The sequence below is a fragment of the Sorangium sp. So ce281 genome (genome assembly GCF_051527395.1).
GTDB lineage: Bacteria > Myxococcota_A > Polyangia > Polyangiales > Polyangiaceae > Sorangium > Sorangium cellulosum_B.
The window spans coordinates 2,057,273-2,073,157 of the sequence record NZ_CP150322.1 but is presented as its reverse complement, the minus strand read 5'-3'; the positions used below and the strand labels follow the sequence as shown (position 1 = coordinate 2,073,157).

Here is a 15,885-nt window from a genome sequence, read left to right as displayed (position 1 = left end):
CTGCGCGCGGCAGTCGCCTCTGTCGAGCCCGCTCCCTCCGAGCGTCAACGGGATCGTTGATGCGCGGGACCGGAGCGGTCCGGGGTCAGATTGAACGCGGAGCCGACGAGCGCAAGGTGGCTGAACGCCTGGGGGAAGTTGCCGAGCAGCCGCCCGCTCCCTGGGTCGTACTCCTCCGAGAGCAGGCCGACGTCGTTGCGCAGCGCGAGCAGCCGCTCGAACAGCGCCCGCGCCTCGCCGGCGCGGCCCATGAGGGCATAGCAGTCCGCGAGCCAGAAGCTGCACGCGAGGAACACCCCCTCGGCGCCGGGCAGGCCGTCGGGCGTCCTCCCGGGCGCGGTCGAGTAGCGGAGCACGAAGCCCCCGCGCACGAGCTCGCGCTCGACGGCGCGCACCGTGCCCGCGACGCGCGGGTCGCCGGGCGGCAAGAAGCCCACGAGCGGGATGAGCAGCGTGCTCGCGTCGAGCTCCTGGCTGCCGTACGACTGCGTGAACGTGCCGCGGCCCGGGTCGAACCCCTTCTCGCAGACCTCCGCGTGCACCGCGTCGCGCAGCGCGCGCCAGCGATCGACCGGGCCGTCCAGCCCGAGCTGCTCCACGGTCTTCACGGCGCGATCGAACGCGACCCAGGCCATCACCCGCGAGTAGGTGAAGGGGCGCGGCCCGCCCCGCACCTCCCAGATGCCCTCGTCGGGCCGGCGCCAGCTCGATTCGAGGAAGTCCATCAGCTTGCGCTGGAGGCGCCAGGCCTCCGGCTCCGGGGCGAGGCCGGATCGGCGCGCCTGGTACATCGTGTCCATCACCTCGCCGTAAACATCGAGCTGGAGCTGCTCGACCGCGGCGTTGCCGGCGCGCACCGGCCGCGAGCCCTCGTAACCCGGCAGCCAGGGGAGCTCGATCTCGCTGAGCCGCCGCTCGCCCGCGATGCCGTAGAGGATCTGGAGCTTCGAGGGGTCGCCCGCGATGGCGCGCAGGAGCCAGTCGCGCCAGGCCGCGGCCTCCTCGCTGTAGCCGCCGAGCAGCAGCGCGTAGAGCGTCAGGGTCGCGTCGCGCAGCCAGCAGTAGCGGTAGTCCCAGTTGCGCACGCCGCCGATCCACTCGGGGAGCGAGGTCGTCGGCGCCGCGACGAGCCCGCCCGTGGGGGCGTGGGTGAGCGCCTTGAGCGCGACGAGCGACGTGACGACCGCCTCCTTCCAGGGTCCGGCGTGGGCGCAGCGGCTCGACCAGGCGCGCCACCACCCCTCGGCGTGCTCCACCGCGCGCTCGGCGTCGATCGCCTCGGGCGGCGGCTCGTTCGACGGGTGCCACGTGAGCACGAAGGGGATGCGCTGGCCCTCGTGGACGTCGAACTCGGCGACCGTGGTGAGCCCTGCGCCGTGGACCGGCACCCCCGCGCGCAGGATCAGCGCGTCGGGCCCGGCCACCGCGCGCAGCGCGCCGCCGCTCGACCGCACCCAGGGCACGATCGAGCCGTAGTCGAAGCGAATGATGAGCTCCAGGGAGACCGGGACCCGGCCGCGCACGCCCTCGACGATGCGCACGACGTCCGGCGCCCTCCCGCGCAGCGGCATGCAGTCCACGAGCCGCACCGCGCCCTCGGCCGTGGTGAACTCGGTCTCGAGCACGAGCGTTCCCTCGCGGTAGCGGCGTGCGACGCGGGGCGACGGGTCCTTCGGCCCGATCCGGAAGCGGCCGTGCTCCGGCGTGCCGATCAGGGCGGCGAAGCAGGCGGCCGAGTCGAAGCGCGGCAGGCACAGCCAGTCGATGGAGCCATCGCGCCCGACCAGCGCCGCTGTCTGTGTGTCCCCCAGCAACGCATAGTCCTCGATCCGCAGCGGCATGCGAGCTCCTGGCCGACGCGGCGACGCGCCGGCGCCTCGGCGGCGGCGAAAGCACGAAGGATGCCACGCGCCGCGCCGCGGGTTCAGGCCGTGGCCCACGAGGGCGTGGACCTGCTCCGAGCGGTTGTTTCGAGAGACGAGCGCCGCCGCGCGGGGCCGACTGCGGAAGACCGGCCGGCGGGTGGAGCTCAGCGCACCATGGTGAAGAAGTTGAGCTTGTTGCCGTCCAGGTCGCGGAAATATCCCCCGTAGAAGCCCTGTCCGCGCGGCCCCGGCGCGCCCTCGTCCTTGCCGCCCAGCTCCAGGGCCTTGTTATGGAGCGCGTCCACCTTGGCCGGGCTATCGACGGCGAGCGCGACCATCACCCCGTTGCCGACCGTGGCCGGCTGGCGGTCAAAGGGCAGGGCGACGGCGAGCGCGGGCGCGTTCGGCTTCACCGCCCAGATGATCAACCGCTCGAGCTGCAAGAGCCGCGTCGCGCCCAGCTCGCCCAGCAAGGCATCGTAGAAACGGGCGGCGCGCTCCAGATCGTCCGTGCCCAGCGTGACATATCCGATCATCGAATTCTCCGTTCATTGGAATGGTTCGTCATCGTTGGCCCGCCGTACTCCTCCGCGCTCCAGTGACCGGAGCGGGTCTCGCTTCCAGGCGACCCACGACACTGCGCGCGGGCCGCTCTGGCCGGTGGGAAAGGCCGATCTCCTACGACCACGTCGGGCGGAGACGTCCCGGCCTGGACGCAAACGTAAGAGCACCACGAGCGTATCCTGGCCCAGGCGGCGTGGGAAGGCGTGCCTAGGGGCCAGGGAGCGGCAGGGGAACGGCCGGCCGGGGAGAGGCGGCGGCGGTGCGCCGGGCGGCCGGAGGCGCCTGCGGCGACGCTGCGCTGGGCGGTGCGTCAGGTCGCTCGGCGCCGGCGACGAGGGCTCCGGCGAGCGCCGGAGCGCCCCCCTCCCGCTGCCCGATCGGGAGCAGGGTAGCGCCGCGCTCCTCAGCGCGCGAGGAAGAGCTGTTCAGGGAGCGCGGTGTTGCAGGGTGCCTGAACGATGTGCGCATAGCCCCCGGTGCTGGCCCCCTCGACGCTCAGGCACTTCTGGCTGTTCACGTTCATGATCGACCGATACGCGCCCACCGGCCGCAGGATGAACTTCTGGTTGGGGTTGCCCGTGCAGGTGTATTGAATGAGCCCGACGCCGTCCTCGAGGCTCGAGTAAGGGATGTCGAAGCAGAGCCCGCTGTGCTTCGGCTTGATGAACACGCTCCCATCGGCGTCTCCCGTCGGGATGAGCTCGAAGCTCTGGTTGGGACCGCCGGTCGCAGGCCATTGAATGATCGGCGAGAGCGGCGTCGTCTCCGAGTAATAGACGTCCATGTTGAGGCCGCTGTTCTGGTTGGTGAAGGTCACCGCCGGGTTGGTGCTGCTCACGCTCCCGAAGTCCACGGTCGTGGCGAGCTCGGCGGCGACAGAGTAGCCTTGAGGATGCGCCTCTGCGTAAAAGAAGTACCAATCGACGTAGATCCCTTGGAGCACCTGGGTGTGCGTGACGGAGAGGGGCACCTTGCCGTTGAACGCGCTCGGCGCGGAATAGACGGTCTGATACGTCGGCTGGAGGGTCGAGACCGCGAGGAACGGCAGCGTGTGGAGCGTTCCGGTCCAATCGTCGACGAGGTCGACGGGGTTCCAGTACGGATAGCCCTGCGCCGAGGTCATCCGGTAGCTCCAGGCGGACGTCCGCCCCGTGCTCTGATCGATCGCGGTGAAGTCGGACAAGGACACGGTGGCGCTGTCCTGGAAGCTGCACGAGAAGCTGGCGCTGGCCGCGTCGGTGCCCCCCTGCGCGCCGACGCTGCAGCCGACGGAGCGCGTGAACGAGTTTTGCCCGTTCGGGGAGTTGGGCACGTGGGCGTACGGGCTCAGCGCCGTGCTGCCAGGCACGACCCGGACGTCCAGCTGCTGCTGGTAATAGCCCCGGTTGAACTGGTCGTTCGTGTTCAGCGGCCCCGGGTTCGCGCCCGCGCCCACGCCGGTGACGACCATGAATTTGTTGTCGGGCGTGGCCGAAGCGACGAGCTCGACCTCGTAGCTCAGATCCAGGGTCGCGCGTTGCGAGGTGCCGGGGACGGTCCACCCCGCGGAGCCGTTGACGATGAACTGGCGGTAGGTGCCCGGGGGGGCCGCGCTCGCGACGGAGAGAGCGAACGGCTGCACGACGGGCGCAGCGGCGAGCGTGCGGATGCGCGCCGCCACCTGCGTCGCGACGTCCTCTCGTGACGGAGCGGCCGTGGGCGCGGCGCCCTCCGCGGCCTCCCCGGCGTGCTCGCGGTCCGACGCGCGCGCCGCCAGCTCCTCGGCGGGCAAGGTAGCAGCCTCGTGGCTCACCTTGATCGTGGCGGAGGGGGACTTCACCGCCGTCGTCTCGATGTTCCCGTAGAGCTTGATGTCGAACTTCGTTCCCCCGCGCGATGGCTCCACGATCGCCACGTCGCCCGCGACGCCATAGCCGAACACCGCGGCCATGCGCGCCGAGTCGCGGACATTCTCGAAGACGAACGGGACCCCGGCCTCGCTCGCGGCCTCGACCAGCGACCGGTACGTCGCGAGGTCCGCCTCACCGAGCTCGTCCATGTCGGCGATCACCGCGCCCGTTCGGCGAAGGAGGTCGCTGCGCTCGGCGTCGCCGGAGCGGAGTGAATCCAGAGCGCGCTGCGCCGACGTCGCCTGGAGCTCGCCGGCGAGGTGATGGAGGACCGGTGTCCTGTCCGCGGAGATCCGGGTCAGGGCGATGAACCCGGTACGCGCGGCGGGCGCCTCGGACGTCGACGAAATGTCATCGAGCGGCTCGACGTCGGGGCTCCCGCAACCTGTTTGCACAGCTGCGAAGGCGAGCGTCGAGAGCGAGAACACCAGGCCGAATCTGGAACGGATCATGGATTCCTCCCTTGCGGCTTCCTTCGCCCAGGCGAGCGATCGCGCCGTCAGGTCCAGCTACGGCCGACACCGGCATCGGTTTCGCAACCTACTCGCGGCGGCTGCGGCCGGCGCGCGCCGGGTCGGTCGCCGGCAGCTCCCCGAGGAGGTGGTCGATGCATGTCCGGACGGCGGCCGTCAGGGCGCGATGCGCGCGATAGAGGAGGCTGACGCCGCCGGCCTCGGCCTCGTAGCCCTTGAGGACGCGGACGAGGCGCTTCGCGGCCACGTCCTCGGCGCAGAACACCTCCGGGAGCATCGCGATGCCGATGCCCGCGAGCGTCGCGCGGTAGGCGGCGGAGGACTCGCTCACATAGAAGCGGGGCTCGAAGGCGACGCGTCGCCTCCGGCGCCCCTGCCCGAGCGTCCATGTGGCCATTCCGTCCGTCGCGTGCACCGCGATGCAATCGTGACGCGCGAGGTCCTCGATCCGCTGGGGAACGCCCCGCGCCTCGAGGTAGCGAGGGCTCGCATACAGCAGCTTCCGCGTCGCCCGCCAGAGCTCTCGCGCCACGAAGTCGGTGGTGTCTTCCACGTGGCCCGGGACGATCGCGATGTCAAAGCCCCCGGCGAGCAGGTCGACCCGCCGTGAATCGATCTCGAGGTCGACCGACACGCGGGGATGCTTCGCGAGATAGGTGCAGACGACGCTCGCCACCGCGGCGCCGAGGGCGATCGGCGCCACGATCCGCACGCGTCCGCGCGGCTCACTCTGGAGCTCGCGGACGAGATGCGTGCCTTGCGTGAGGTCGTCGATCGCCCGCTCGGCGTGGCCGAAGTACGCGCGCCCGGCCTCGGTCAGGTCCAGCCGCCGCGTGGTTCGCTCGAGGAGCCGGACACCGAGCGCGGACTCGAGCCGCGCGATGCGCCGGCTCACCGTGGAGACCGGCACGCCGCGCTCGCGGGCGGCGGCCGAGAAGCTGCGCGTCCGGACGACGCGCACGAGGAGCGCGGCGTCGTTCAGATCCAGATCGATTCGTGCGTCCACGGCAACAGTCCCTTCCCTCCAGGCACACTAATGCGCTCCGGCGGCCGCCGCTAGGCTCGACGACGTGAAGAAGCCCATCGTCACCGGGCCACGCGGGGCACGGAGCGCCGCGCCCGCGTGATCTTTGGGATGACCGCGCAGGGTCGCTGCGCCGAACGCAGGAGGAGATTGTCATGATCATCGTCACTGGAGCCAACGGTCACCTCGGCCGAGCCATCATGGAGCGGCTCCTTCAGCGCGTGCCCGCCGCTCGGCTCGGCGTCAGCGTCCGCGACCCGGAGCAGGCCAGCGCGCTCGCCGAGCGCAGCGTCCGCGTGCGCCGGGGGGCCTTCGACGACGCCGCGAGCCTGCGCCACGCCTTCGAGGGCGCCTCGCATGTCCTGATCGTCTCCATCGACAGCGCGGGCGAGGCCGCGGTGCGCCAGCATGAAGCCGCGCTCGAAGCGGCGCGCGCGGCGGGCGCCCGCCGCGTGCTCTACACGAGCCACATGGGCTCGAGCCCGGCGTCCCGCTTCGAACCCATGCGCGACCACGCGGCCACCGAGGCCTCGCTGCAAAGGTCGGGGGTCGCTTTCACCTCGCTCCGCAACGGGTTCTATGCGGCGTCCGCGCTCATGCTCCTCGAGCGGGCGCTCGAGACGGGCAAGCTCGTCGCGCCAGAAGACGGCCCGGTCTCGTGGACAGAGCACGGCGACCTGGCCGACGCGGCGGTGATCGCGCTGACCGACGAGGCGCGCCTCGACGGGGTGACACCGCCGCTCACCGCCTCCGCGGCCCTCGATCTCGCGGACATCGCGGTGATCGCCTCGGAGCTCCTCGGGCGCTCGATCACGCGGGTGACCGTCAGCGATCAAGCGTTCAGGGCAGAGATGGTGTCTCACGGCACCCCCGAACACCGGGCGGACCTCTTCCTGGGCATGTTCGCCGCGAGCCGAGAGCGCGAGTTCGCCGCGGTGGATCCGACCCTGGAGCGCCTGCTCGGCCGAGCGCCGATGTCCATGCGTCACTACCTGGCGGCGCGCCTGTCACGCTGAGGCAGGGGGGCGCAATGCAGCGGGGCGCTCACGACCGCAATGGGTCCGGCGGATGGGGGAACACCGAGCACCGGCTCGCACACAGGGCTCCATCGGTCACCCGTAGATCACGGCGATCTTCGCCGGGAGATCTTTTGGTACCGTGGTCGCAGGCGCCTCGCCTGCTCGATGCGCGTTCGCTCGATCGAGCAGGGCGCACCGTGTCGGGCTTCGCGCGCCGGATGGGGTTCGAGGGAGGGGCATGCGAACAAAAGCCTTCATCGAGAGAGCGATCCTCCGTGCTGTCGCGCTGCTGGCGCTCCCGGCGCTCGGCGCGTGCGGCGCGGAGACACCGCCGTACGACGACCTGCCGCTGCGCGACGCGCTGAGCGCCGCGCCGGAGGTCCTCGCCGCCTTGCCGGACGAGGTCCTGCACGACCTCGCGGCGCGGCTGGAGGAGGCGCACGGCGAGCCGGGGGACGAGACGGCGATCGACGGCGCGGAGATCGCGAGCGTCCCCGCGCTGGTCCGCAGCGCGGACGCGGCGCGGGACGAGGCGGGGAAGGACGCGATCGTCCTCGGCGCGCTCGAGCCGTCCGAGGACGGGTTCGTGCTCCGCGCGGTGACGTCCGTTGCGGGAGGGCGCGGGCCCCAGGGGGCGCTCGATCGACCTGTGCCCACCCTCGCGGGGCCACCGGCGTCGCCGGAGTCCGCGCCGCTGGAGGACGCGGCGCTCGGCGGCCGGGCGGGCGAGATCCTGGCGGAGCTCGCGCGGCGCGCGGACGCGCAGGACCTCGTCCGCGTCACCGGCCTGCCCGCGGGCGTCATCGCCCAGGATCACACGGTGTACGTCAACGCCGCGTGGCTCGTCGCGCTGAGCGCCCTCTCGCCCAAGGACGCGCCCGCGCTCCCCGCCCCGTCGGATGGCGCCGCGATGCCCGCGTGGCCCCGGAGCGAGCCGCGATCCGTGCGCTTCAACCCCTATCACCTCCCCTCGTCCGTCGCGGAGTGCGCCGCCGAGGTGCGGGACGTCTGCACCTGCGCCGTGGCCGGGCAGTGCGAGCACGACCGCACCGACCCGACGTTCGCGGACGCCCAGGCGGAGTGTTCCTGGGTCAACGGCGGGGCGCTGAACGCCGAGGCGCTCTGCGTCCTCGCGCTGCTGAGCATCAACGGGGTCAAGGAGTGCGTCCTCTCCGCGGGCAGCGGCGCGTGCGCCGCGCTGCCGATCGCGGGGCGCGACGGCGCGCTGGCGTTCGCCGGGGACGAGGGCTGCATGGCCGTGCTCGACCGCTGCCTCCAGTACGGCAGCCCGACGGTCCCGGCCGTCACCCCGAGCGCGCCGAGCGGCACGTCGGGCGGGGACGACTGCGGCAGCTGCGGAGGCGGCTGCGACAGCTGCAACGAGGACGTCGCGGGTTGCAACCAGAACTGCAGCGAGTGCAACCAGAACTGCCACGACTGCAACCAGAACTGCCGCGACTGCGACCAGAACTGCAAGGACGGCGATCCATCCACCGGCAGCAACTCGAGCTGCAAGCTGAGCGCCGGCCGGCGCGATCCCGGAGGAGGCCGCCCGGGCGCGCCCGTGCCCCTCGGCGCCGCGTTCTGGCTGCTCCTGCCCGCGGGTTACATGCTGCTGCACATCCGGAGGCGGCCGTGAACCGGGCGGTGATGCTCTGGCTCGAGCGCCACGGCCTGCCGCCGTGGCTCGCGCCGTCCTACGCGGTGATGGTCGCCCTCGCGGGGCTCCTCGGGGCGACGGCGTTCTTCTGGCTCGTGCGCCGGGATCGGGGCGACGTGGCCGTGGAGGGCCGGGCGCTCCTCTCGGGCTACGTCGCGGCGCTCCTCGGCGGCTACGTCTTCGAGGCGCTGCGCGCCGCGCCCGAGGCGCTGGCGAGGGGCTCGTGGGGTCCGATGCTCCACGCCGGCCGCGCCGCCTACGGGGGCCTCATCGCCGGCGTCGCCGTGGCCGGCCTGGTCCTCTGCCGCCGCGGCGCGGCCGTGCTCCCGTTCCTCGACCGGCTCGTGCCGGGGCTCGGGATCACCTACGCCTGCGTGCGCACCGGGTGCTTCCTCGCGGGGTGCGACTACGGCCGCGTCACCGGGGGCGCGCTGGGCGTCCGGTTCCCCGCCGGCAGCCCCGCGGCGGCGGACCACGCGGCGGCCGGCTGGGTGCCCCTCGGCGCGCCGAGCCTGCCCGTGCACCCCACGCAGCTCTACGAGGCCGCGCTCGGGGCGATGGCGAGCGCGATCGCCGCCCTCTGGCTCGTCCGGGGGCACCGGGACGGGCGCGCGTTCGGGACATGGCTCGCGCTCTACGCGGCGGGCCGGTTCTTCATCGAGCTCCTCCGCGGGGACGCCGGGCGCGGCGTGTACGGGGGGCTCAGCACCGGCCAGCTCGTCTCGCTGGCGCTCCTGCTGGGGCTCGCGGCGGCCGTCGTGCTGGCGCGCCGGGCGCGCAGCGCGCGGCGCGCCGCCGCCGTGGCGCCCGCGCTGGTGGCGCTCGTCTTCCTGAGCCTCGCCGCGGGCGAGGCCGCGGCCCAGCCGGCTCGCCCCGCGCCGTCCGCGCCAGCAAGGCCCGAGGCAACGACGCCCGCGGCCACGAGCTCCGCGCCGGCTCCGAGGCCGTCGCCGACCCCGGCGCCCCCCCCGTACGCGCCGCCCCCCGCGGGCGGGCCCCCCGCGCCCTACCCGTACCCGCCGCCTTCGGGCGGATACCCCGCGCCCTACCCGTACCCGCCGCCCGCGGGCGGGTATCCCGCGCCCTACCCGTACCCGCCGCCTTCGGGCGGATACCCCGCGCCCTACCCGTACCCGCCGCCCGCGGGCGGGTATCCCGCGCCCTACCCGTACCCGCCGCCTTCGGGCGGATACCCCGCGCCCTACCCGTACCCGCCGCCCGCGGGCGGATACTCCGCGGCCCCCCCTCCCTCGCCCGCGGCTGCCGCACAGCCGCAGAGGCGCACCCCGGAGACGTCGCCGGGGCCCGCCGCGGAGCAGGGTCATCAGGCGGAGGCCAACGCGCGGCGGATGGCGCTCTCGCTCGGGATCTCCGGCTACTTCGTGCCGGGGCGCTTCGCGGTGAAGGACGGGACGTCCGTGGATCTCGACGTCCTCGCGCGCCTCCGCCTGAGCGAGACGCGCCGCTTCGAGGTCGGCGTCGAGCTCCGGACCGTCTCGACCACCGACGTCAACCAGCTCGCCGTCGGCGTGCCCCTCCGGCTCGTGATGGGGGTCGGGTCGCACGTCGAGATGTCGGTCGGGATCACGCCGGGCTACCACCGCATCTTCTTCGACTCCCCCTACTTCGAGAGCGTGGGCGCCTTCGGCGCTCGCTTCGGGTGGGGGATCCAGCTCCCGATCACCTCCCACCTGTTCCTCGGCTTCTCTCCGCTGAGCTTCCTCGTGCTCGCCTCGGACGACGTGGAGGCGCTCGTGGCGTACGAGCCCGGGCTCTGGGCCGGCGCAGGATTGCTGTGACAGCCGTCGGAGCTGCCGGCAAGCTCTCGACCTTGCGGGCGCGGCCGTGCTCTAGCCGCGACCGATCCTGGTCGCGATGATGAGCCCTGACGACCAGCAGAGCTTGGTCAGCACGAGATCCTGGCGTCGCTCGAGCGCGGCGATCAGCTCTGCCACCTTGGGGGCGTGGTCATCAGGCCAGTTGGGCTGAGGGAGCATGTCGTCGATGACATAGAGTCCGCCGGGCTTGATCAGGCTCAGCGCGTCGTCGAGGGCGTAGTACTTGCCCGGCCATGTATCGGCAAAGACGAGCTCGAATTGCCGCCCCCGGGCAGAGCGCAAGAAGGCTTCGCCATCCATGTTCTCGAGCGTGAGGCGGGGGTCGCCTCCGAGGTGCTGGCGCGCCACGGCCTGGACCTTCTCGTCGTGCTCCACGGAGACGAGCGTAGAAATGGCATTCATGCCATCGAGGATCCAGCACGTCGAGATGCCCGTGCCGGTCCCGAGCTCGAGGAAAGCGCCCGACTTGGCGGCGGCGAGCGTACGCAGCATCGAGCCCGTCTGCCTGTCGCTCGCCATGGCAAACCCGATCTCCGCGGTGGCCCGCTCGATCTCCGCGAGCACCGCAGGCGGTCTCAAATTCTCCAGATCCTTCATGACCCGATCCCTCATCACGCGCCCAACCGCGCGTCACTCTACAGCACCTCGATCTGGCGGCCCCCCCCGGAAAGAGCCAGCGGTGGAGGGCGTGCTGCGCGGGGGGGGCGGCGGGGCAGGCCCCCACAAACCCCGAGCGCCGGCCCGCAGCGCAGCCGCTCGCCCCCCGATCTCGCCTCCCGCACAGGAGGCAATAGCCCCCCAAAAGGCGCGAGTTTGTGGGACAGCCCCGCCGCCCCCCCGCGCAGCACGCCCTCCACCGCTGGCTCCGCTGCAGCCGTCCGAGCTCACTCCCCGAGCAACGCCCGCGCGAGCGTCAGCGTCCGTGCGTTCGCGGAGACGTTCTCGAGAAAGCTCCTCCGGAACGCCGGCTCCTCGATCCTGGCCGCGCGAGCGAGCAGCGCGCCGCGCTCCTCGCGGACGACCGCGCGCGCGGCCTCCGCGTCGCCCTTCGCGTGCAGCGCCTCGGCGTACAGCGCAGGGATCACCTCCTGCCGCAGCAGGAAGACCGTGCCTGCCTGCCGCTGGAGCGCGAGCGCCTCGCCGGCCATCGCGCAGGCCTCCTCCGTCCGCCCTTGCCGCAGCCGGATCTCGGCGAACAACGAGAGATGCACGGCCCCGAGGAAGGGCGCCATCACCGCCGGATCCCCCGCCGCGCAGAGCGCCTCCTCCGCCTGGGCGAGCTCGCCGAGGAGCAGCCGCCCCTCGGCGAGCAGCTGCCGCGGGATCACGCTCCGGCTGCGATCGCCGCGCGCGAGCATGTGCTGGAGCAGGCTGCCGGCCATCTCCAGCGCCTCGGTGATCCTGCGCCGCTCGAGCAGCGAGACGATCCGGCACGACACCGAGGTCGTGAACACGTAGTCGAGCAGGCCCTCGGTCGCGAGCACGCGATCGAGGCACCCATCGGCGGCGGCCATGTCGCCGAGCCTCGTGTAATCGATCGCCACCAGCATCCACGCCCAGGGGACGAACAGCCCGCTGCCGAGGGACTCGGCGCGCCGCGCGGCGGCGAGGTTCGCCTGGAGCGCTCCCCACAGGTCCCGCGCCGCATGGCAGCGCCAGAAGCCGCGGGTGAGCTCGATCCAGAGGGCGGCATGAAGATCGCCCTCGACGGCCGGCGCGATGACGTGCTCGATCCGGCGCACGATCCGCTCCGCCAGCGCCGTCCTCCCGTCCCAGAGCAGGCTGAAGACGATCCGGGTCGCGAGCTCCGGGCTCAGGACGTCGACGGGGAGCTCCTCGGCCAGGAGGCGCGGGATCAACACCTCCACGGCCCGCCGCTCGTCGCAGAGCGCGACGCAGTACATCGCGCCGCTCAGGGCACGCCAGGAAACGAGGCTCCCGGGCGCGGCGAGCTCGAGCGCCTGGAGCGCGCTCGCGTGGGCGCGCGCGGCGTCGTCGGTCCAGATGAGGGCGTTCATCCGGAGCAGGTGGAGCTCGGCCAGCCGCTCGCCCTCGGCCCCGCAGGCGATCCCCTTCTCCACCCGCGCGAGCGCCGCCTGCACGTCCGCCCCGTGGAGCGCCAGGGTGGCGGCGCGCAGGTAGAACCCCCCCGCGCGCGGCCCATCCCCGCCCCGCGCGAAGTGCTCGGCCAGCACCATCGGATCGTGCTCGCCGGCCGAGAGCAGCCACTCCCCGGCGAGCCTGTGCCCGACCGCCCGGTCGCGCTCGGTGAGCATCGCGTAAGCCCCCTCCCGCAGGAGCGCGTGACGGAACGCGATCTCCTCCTGCCCCGCGAAGCGCGAGATCGGGCGGCGCTCGAGGATCTCGCGATCGAAGAGCTCCGCCCAGGCGTCCGCGTCGCTCGGCCCCGACGCCAGGGTGCGCGCGCCGACGAGCGCGCTCACGCCGCCGATCCACGACACATCCCCGAATACGCTCGCCGCCCGGAGCAGCCGCCGCACCTCGGGATCGAGCGCCGCGAGGCGCGCCTCGACCATGCCCAGCACCGTCTCCGGCAACGCACCGCCGCGCCCCTCGGCCACGGCCCGGACGAGCTCCTCCAGGTAGAAGGCGTTTCCCGCCGCCCGATCGACGATCGCCGCCACGGTCTCCGGCGCGACCGACGCGCCCAGCGCGCCGCGCACGAGCTGCTCGGCGGCCCGCGCGGACAGCTCGCGCAGCCGGATCTGCGTGAGCCCTCGCTCGATCCAGAGCCGGGGGAAGAGCTCGTGGACCTCGGGCCTCGCGAACGCGAGCACCGCATAGGGGCGCTCGCAGAGGGCCCGCAGCGCGTGATCGAAAATTTTCACCGAAGGCGCATCTCCCCAGTGCAGATCCTCGAGGACGACGAGCATGGGCCGCGCGCTCGTCACGGCGCGCGCGTAGTCCACGTAGGCTTCCTGGATCCGGTCGGCCATGTGCGCCGGGTCCTGCCGCGCGGCCCGCACCATCGGCCCGCCGTCGGCGAGAGGAACGCCGAGCAGCTCGCCGAGGAAGCAGGCCACGCGCTGCTGCTGCTGCTCCCCCGCGAACAGCTGGCCCACGGCCCGCGCGAGCTTCTCCCGCTGCGCCTCGGGGGCCTCGCCGGCCGCGATCCCGAGCGCGCCCCGGAGCGACCCGGCCAGCACCGCGAACGCGGAGCCCGCGCCGATGGAGTCCCCGCTGCCGACGCCCAGCACGAGCTCGGGATGGCGCGGCCGCAGCGCCTGGACCAGCTCGTGACGCAGGCGCGATTTGCCCACCCCCGCGGCCGCGGTCACGAGCGCCACCGCGGCCCGCGGCTCGGTGAAGCTCTCCTCCACGAGATCGAGCAGGCTGCGCAGCTCCCGGGCGCGCCCGACATAGGGGCTCGGCTTGCCCAGCAGCCTGCGCGCGCCGTCGGCGACCTCGCGCTCCGCCTCCACCCAGGAGAGCCCGTCCTGCTCCGCGACCTCGAAGCGCGCGTCGAGCAGGGCCCGCGTCACGGCGTCGACCGCGACGCGGAGGCGGCCCGGGCGGCCCCGGGCCGCCGCGTCGTCGAGCAGCACGGCCGCCCTGTCCAGGACCTCGCCGAGCAGCGATCGTCCCGTCGAGTCGCCGCGCCCCGTCACCAGCACGACGTTGGCTCCGGGGACCGACGCGCGGATCCGCAGCGCGCAGCGGGCCGCGATCGCCGCCTGGTCGGTCGCGCTGCCCGCGCCAGCCCCCGCCGCCAGGATCGCCACCACCGCCCCGCTGGCCAGCTCCTGCACGACCGCGCCGAGGGGCGAGGTCTCGCGCCGGACGGCGGCGACAGCGCTCCGCTGCGATCGGCCGGCGGGCACGATCTCCGTCGATGCCGGCGCGCTGACGTCCGCCGGCCCGACGGCCACGATCGAGCAGAGCCACACCTCCGCGGCGGTCACGAGCTCGACGGCGGCCAGGCCGGAGCGAGCGCCGCCCGCCGTCGAGGCGCCGAGCGCGTCGAGGCAGCGCACCACGGCCGCGCCGTCGGCCGGGCGCCCCTCCGGGCGCTTGGCCAGCATCTGCGCCAGGAGCTCGTCGAGCGCCTGCGGCACCTCGGGCCGCAGCGCGCTCGCCCGCGGCGGCTCCTCCTGGAGGAGCTTGGTCAGGATGGTCATGAAGTGCCGCCCGTGAAACGCCGGGCGACCCGTCAGGCACTCGAAGAGCACGCACCCGAGCGAGAAGACGTCCGCGCGCGCGTCGAGCTGCGCGCGCTCCCCGCTGGCCTGCTCGGGGGCCATGTAGCCGATGGTGCCCACGAGGGCCCCCGTCCGCGTCAGCCGCGCCGAGGCGCCCGAGAGCCGGGCGATGCCGAAGTCGAGCACCTTCACCCGGTCGGCGGCCCCGCCCGGAAGGAACAGGTTGCTCGGCTTGATGTCGCGGTGGACGATCCCGCGCGCGTGCGCCGCGCCGAGCGCGTCCGCCACCGCGCGCACGAGCGCGACGCTCTCCTCCACGTCCAGCGGTCCCCGCGACAGCCGGGCCGAGAGGCTCTCCCCGGAGAGCCACTCCATCGCCAGATACGGCTCCCCGGTGGGCGCCACCCCGTGCGTCACGTAACGCACGACGTGCGGGTGATCGAGCGTGGCGAGCGCCCGCGCCTCGTGACCGAAGCGCGCCGCTGCCTGCGCGTCGAGATCGCCGAGCAGCTTCACGGCGACGACATCGCCGCTCGCGCGATCCACGGTCCGGTAGACAGTACCCATCCCTCCCGTTCCCGCGAGCTCGACCAACTCGAACCGGCCGGCGAGCAGTCTGCCGTGAAGCATGCGCGCCAAGGATGTCAGGGCGATCACTCACGCGCCAAGCGGAACGAGCCGCCGCCGGGCGAGCTACGGCGCGATGTCGTCGAAGCGCTCCGCGACGGCGTGGCGGCTCTCCGCGTCCCGCGCCGTCCCCGGCCTGAGCAGCTGCACCGTGCGCATCCCCGCCGCCGCCGCCGCGTCGAGCTCGGCCACGATGTCGGACAGGAACAGCACCTCTCCCGGCTGCAGCCCGAGCGCCTCTGCGATCCGCTGGTAAGCGCCCGCCTCTCGCTTCGGCCCGGTCGTCGTATCGAAGAACGCCGTGAACAGGCCGGTGAGATCGCCGGCCGTCGTGTGCCGGAAGAGGAGCTGCTGCGCCTCGACGGACCCGGAGCTGAAGACGGCGAGCGTCAGGCCGAGGTCGCGCCATCTCCGCAGCGCCGGCTCCACGTCTGCGTAGATGTGGCTCCGGAGCCCCCCCGACTCGTAGGCGCTGCGCCAGATCTTGCCCTGGAGCGCCTTCAGCGTCGTCTCCTTGCGATCCTGGTCGATCCACGCGAGCAGCGCCGCCGCGAGCTCGCCGCCGCTCACGGCCTGCTCGCTCTCGCCCCGCTCGCGCGCGACCGCGCGCCGGGCGGCCTCGACCTCCGGGCCCCCGGCGTGCGCCGAGACGTACGCGGCCAGATCCCGGCGCGCCACGGAGAACAGCGTGTCGTGCACGAAGCGCACGTCGGTCGTCGTCCCCTCGATGTCGACGAGCACCGCGCGCGCAGGGAGCGCCGCCACG

Annotated in this window: 10 protein-coding genes; 3 read left to right on the top strand and 7 right to left on the bottom strand. The window is 73.3% G+C overall.

Annotation, left to right across the window (positions count from 1 at the left end; all coding sequences use genetic code 11):
• Positions 1-44: 44 nt before the first annotated feature.
• The 4 genes from WMF27_RS07860 to WMF27_RS07845 all read right to left on the bottom strand — a co-directional run bounded on the left by WMF27_RS07860 (position 45) and on the right by WMF27_RS07845 (position 5,797).
• Entirely contained in the window at positions 45-1,841 is a 1,797-nt protein-coding gene (locus tag WMF27_RS07860; protein WP_437769538.1) for a glycoside hydrolase family 15 protein, read from the bottom strand.
• Positions 1,842-2,029: 188 nt separating this feature from the next.
• Positions 2,030-2,401 (bottom strand): VOC family protein, encoded by a 372-nt coding sequence (locus WMF27_RS07855; protein WP_437769539.1) that lies wholly within the window; start codon positions 2,399-2,401, stop codon positions 2,030-2,032.
• A 431-nt stretch (positions 2,402-2,832) separates the two neighbouring features.
• A complete protein-coding gene (locus WMF27_RS07850; protein ID WP_437769540.1) occupies positions 2,833-4,770 on the bottom strand; it encodes an RICIN domain-containing protein in 1,938 nt (645 codons plus the stop codon).
• A gap of 88 nt (positions 4,771-4,858) precedes the next feature.
• The gene (locus WMF27_RS07845) at positions 4,859-5,797 is read right to left on the bottom strand and encodes a LysR substrate-binding domain-containing protein (protein WP_437769541.1); all 939 of its coding nucleotides are present in this window, start codon (positions 5,795-5,797) and stop codon (positions 4,859-4,861) included.
• A 173-nt stretch (positions 5,798-5,970) separates the two neighbouring features.
• On the opposite strand from WMF27_RS07845, the gene WMF27_RS07840 reads away from it, so the two are divergent.
• The 3 genes from WMF27_RS07840 (at position 5,971) to WMF27_RS07830 (ending at position 10,293) form a co-directional block, all read left to right on the top strand.
• Positions 5,971-6,831: an NAD(P)H-binding protein gene (locus tag WMF27_RS07840; protein ID WP_437769542.1), complete on the top strand. Its 861-nt coding sequence runs from the start codon at positions 5,971-5,973 to the stop codon at positions 6,829-6,831.
• A 241-nt stretch (positions 6,832-7,072) separates the two neighbouring features.
• Positions 7,073-8,473, top strand: coding sequence for a hypothetical protein (locus WMF27_RS07835; RefSeq protein WP_437769543.1), 1,401 nt, complete (start codon positions 7,073-7,075; stop codon positions 8,471-8,473).
• Positions 8,470-10,293, top strand: coding sequence for a prolipoprotein diacylglyceryl transferase (locus tag WMF27_RS07830; protein ID WP_437769544.1), 1,824 nt, complete (start codon positions 8,470-8,472; stop codon positions 10,291-10,293). The genes WMF27_RS07835 and WMF27_RS07830 overlap by 4 nt, the downstream gene beginning before the upstream one ends.
• 51 nt (positions 10,294-10,344) lie before the next feature.
• On the opposite strand, the gene WMF27_RS07825 is transcribed toward WMF27_RS07830, so the two are convergent.
• The 3 genes from WMF27_RS07825 to mtnC form a co-directional block, all read right to left on the bottom strand.
• The gene (locus WMF27_RS07825) at positions 10,345-10,929 is read right to left on the bottom strand and encodes an O-methyltransferase (RefSeq protein ID WP_437769545.1); all 585 of its coding nucleotides are present in this window, start codon (positions 10,927-10,929) and stop codon (positions 10,345-10,347) included.
• 287 nt (positions 10,930-11,216) lie between these two features.
• Positions 11,217-15,122, bottom strand: a complete 3,906-nt coding sequence (locus tag WMF27_RS07820; protein WP_437769546.1) for a protein kinase domain-containing protein — start codon at positions 15,120-15,122, stop codon at positions 11,217-11,219.
• Positions 15,123-15,185: 63 nt separating this feature from the next.
• Positions 15,186-15,884 carry an acireductone synthase gene (gene mtnC / locus WMF27_RS07815; protein ID WP_437769547.1) on the bottom strand — a complete coding sequence of 233 codons (699 nt, stop codon included), beginning with the start codon at positions 15,882-15,884 and terminating at the stop codon, positions 15,186-15,188.
• Position 15,885 lies beyond the last annotated feature (1 nt).

Coding starts and splice junctions, on each gene's coding strand:
- WMF27_RS07860 (WP_437769538.1), bottom strand. CDS start 1,841: ATGCCGCTGCGGATCGAGGACTATGCGTTGCTGGGGGACACACAGACA.
- WMF27_RS07855 (WP_437769539.1), bottom strand. CDS start 2,401: ATGATCGGATATGTCACGCTGGGCACGGACGATCTGGAGCGCGCCGCC.
- WMF27_RS07850 (WP_437769540.1), bottom strand. CDS start 4,770: ATGATCCGTTCCAGATTCGGCCTGGTGTTCTCGCTCTCGACGCTCGCC.
- WMF27_RS07840 (WP_437769542.1), top strand. CDS start 5,971: ATGATCATCGTCACTGGAGCCAACGGTCACCTCGGCCGAGCCATCATG.
- WMF27_RS07835 (WP_437769543.1), top strand. CDS start 7,073: ATGCGAACAAAAGCCTTCATCGAGAGAGCGATCCTCCGTGCTGTCGCG.
- WMF27_RS07825 (WP_437769545.1), bottom strand. CDS start 10,929: ATGAAGGATCTGGAGAATTTGAGACCGCCTGCGGTGCTCGCGGAGATC.
- WMF27_RS07820 (WP_437769546.1), bottom strand. CDS start 15,122: ATGCTTCACGGCAGACTGCTCGCCGGCCGGTTCGAGTTGGTCGAGCTC.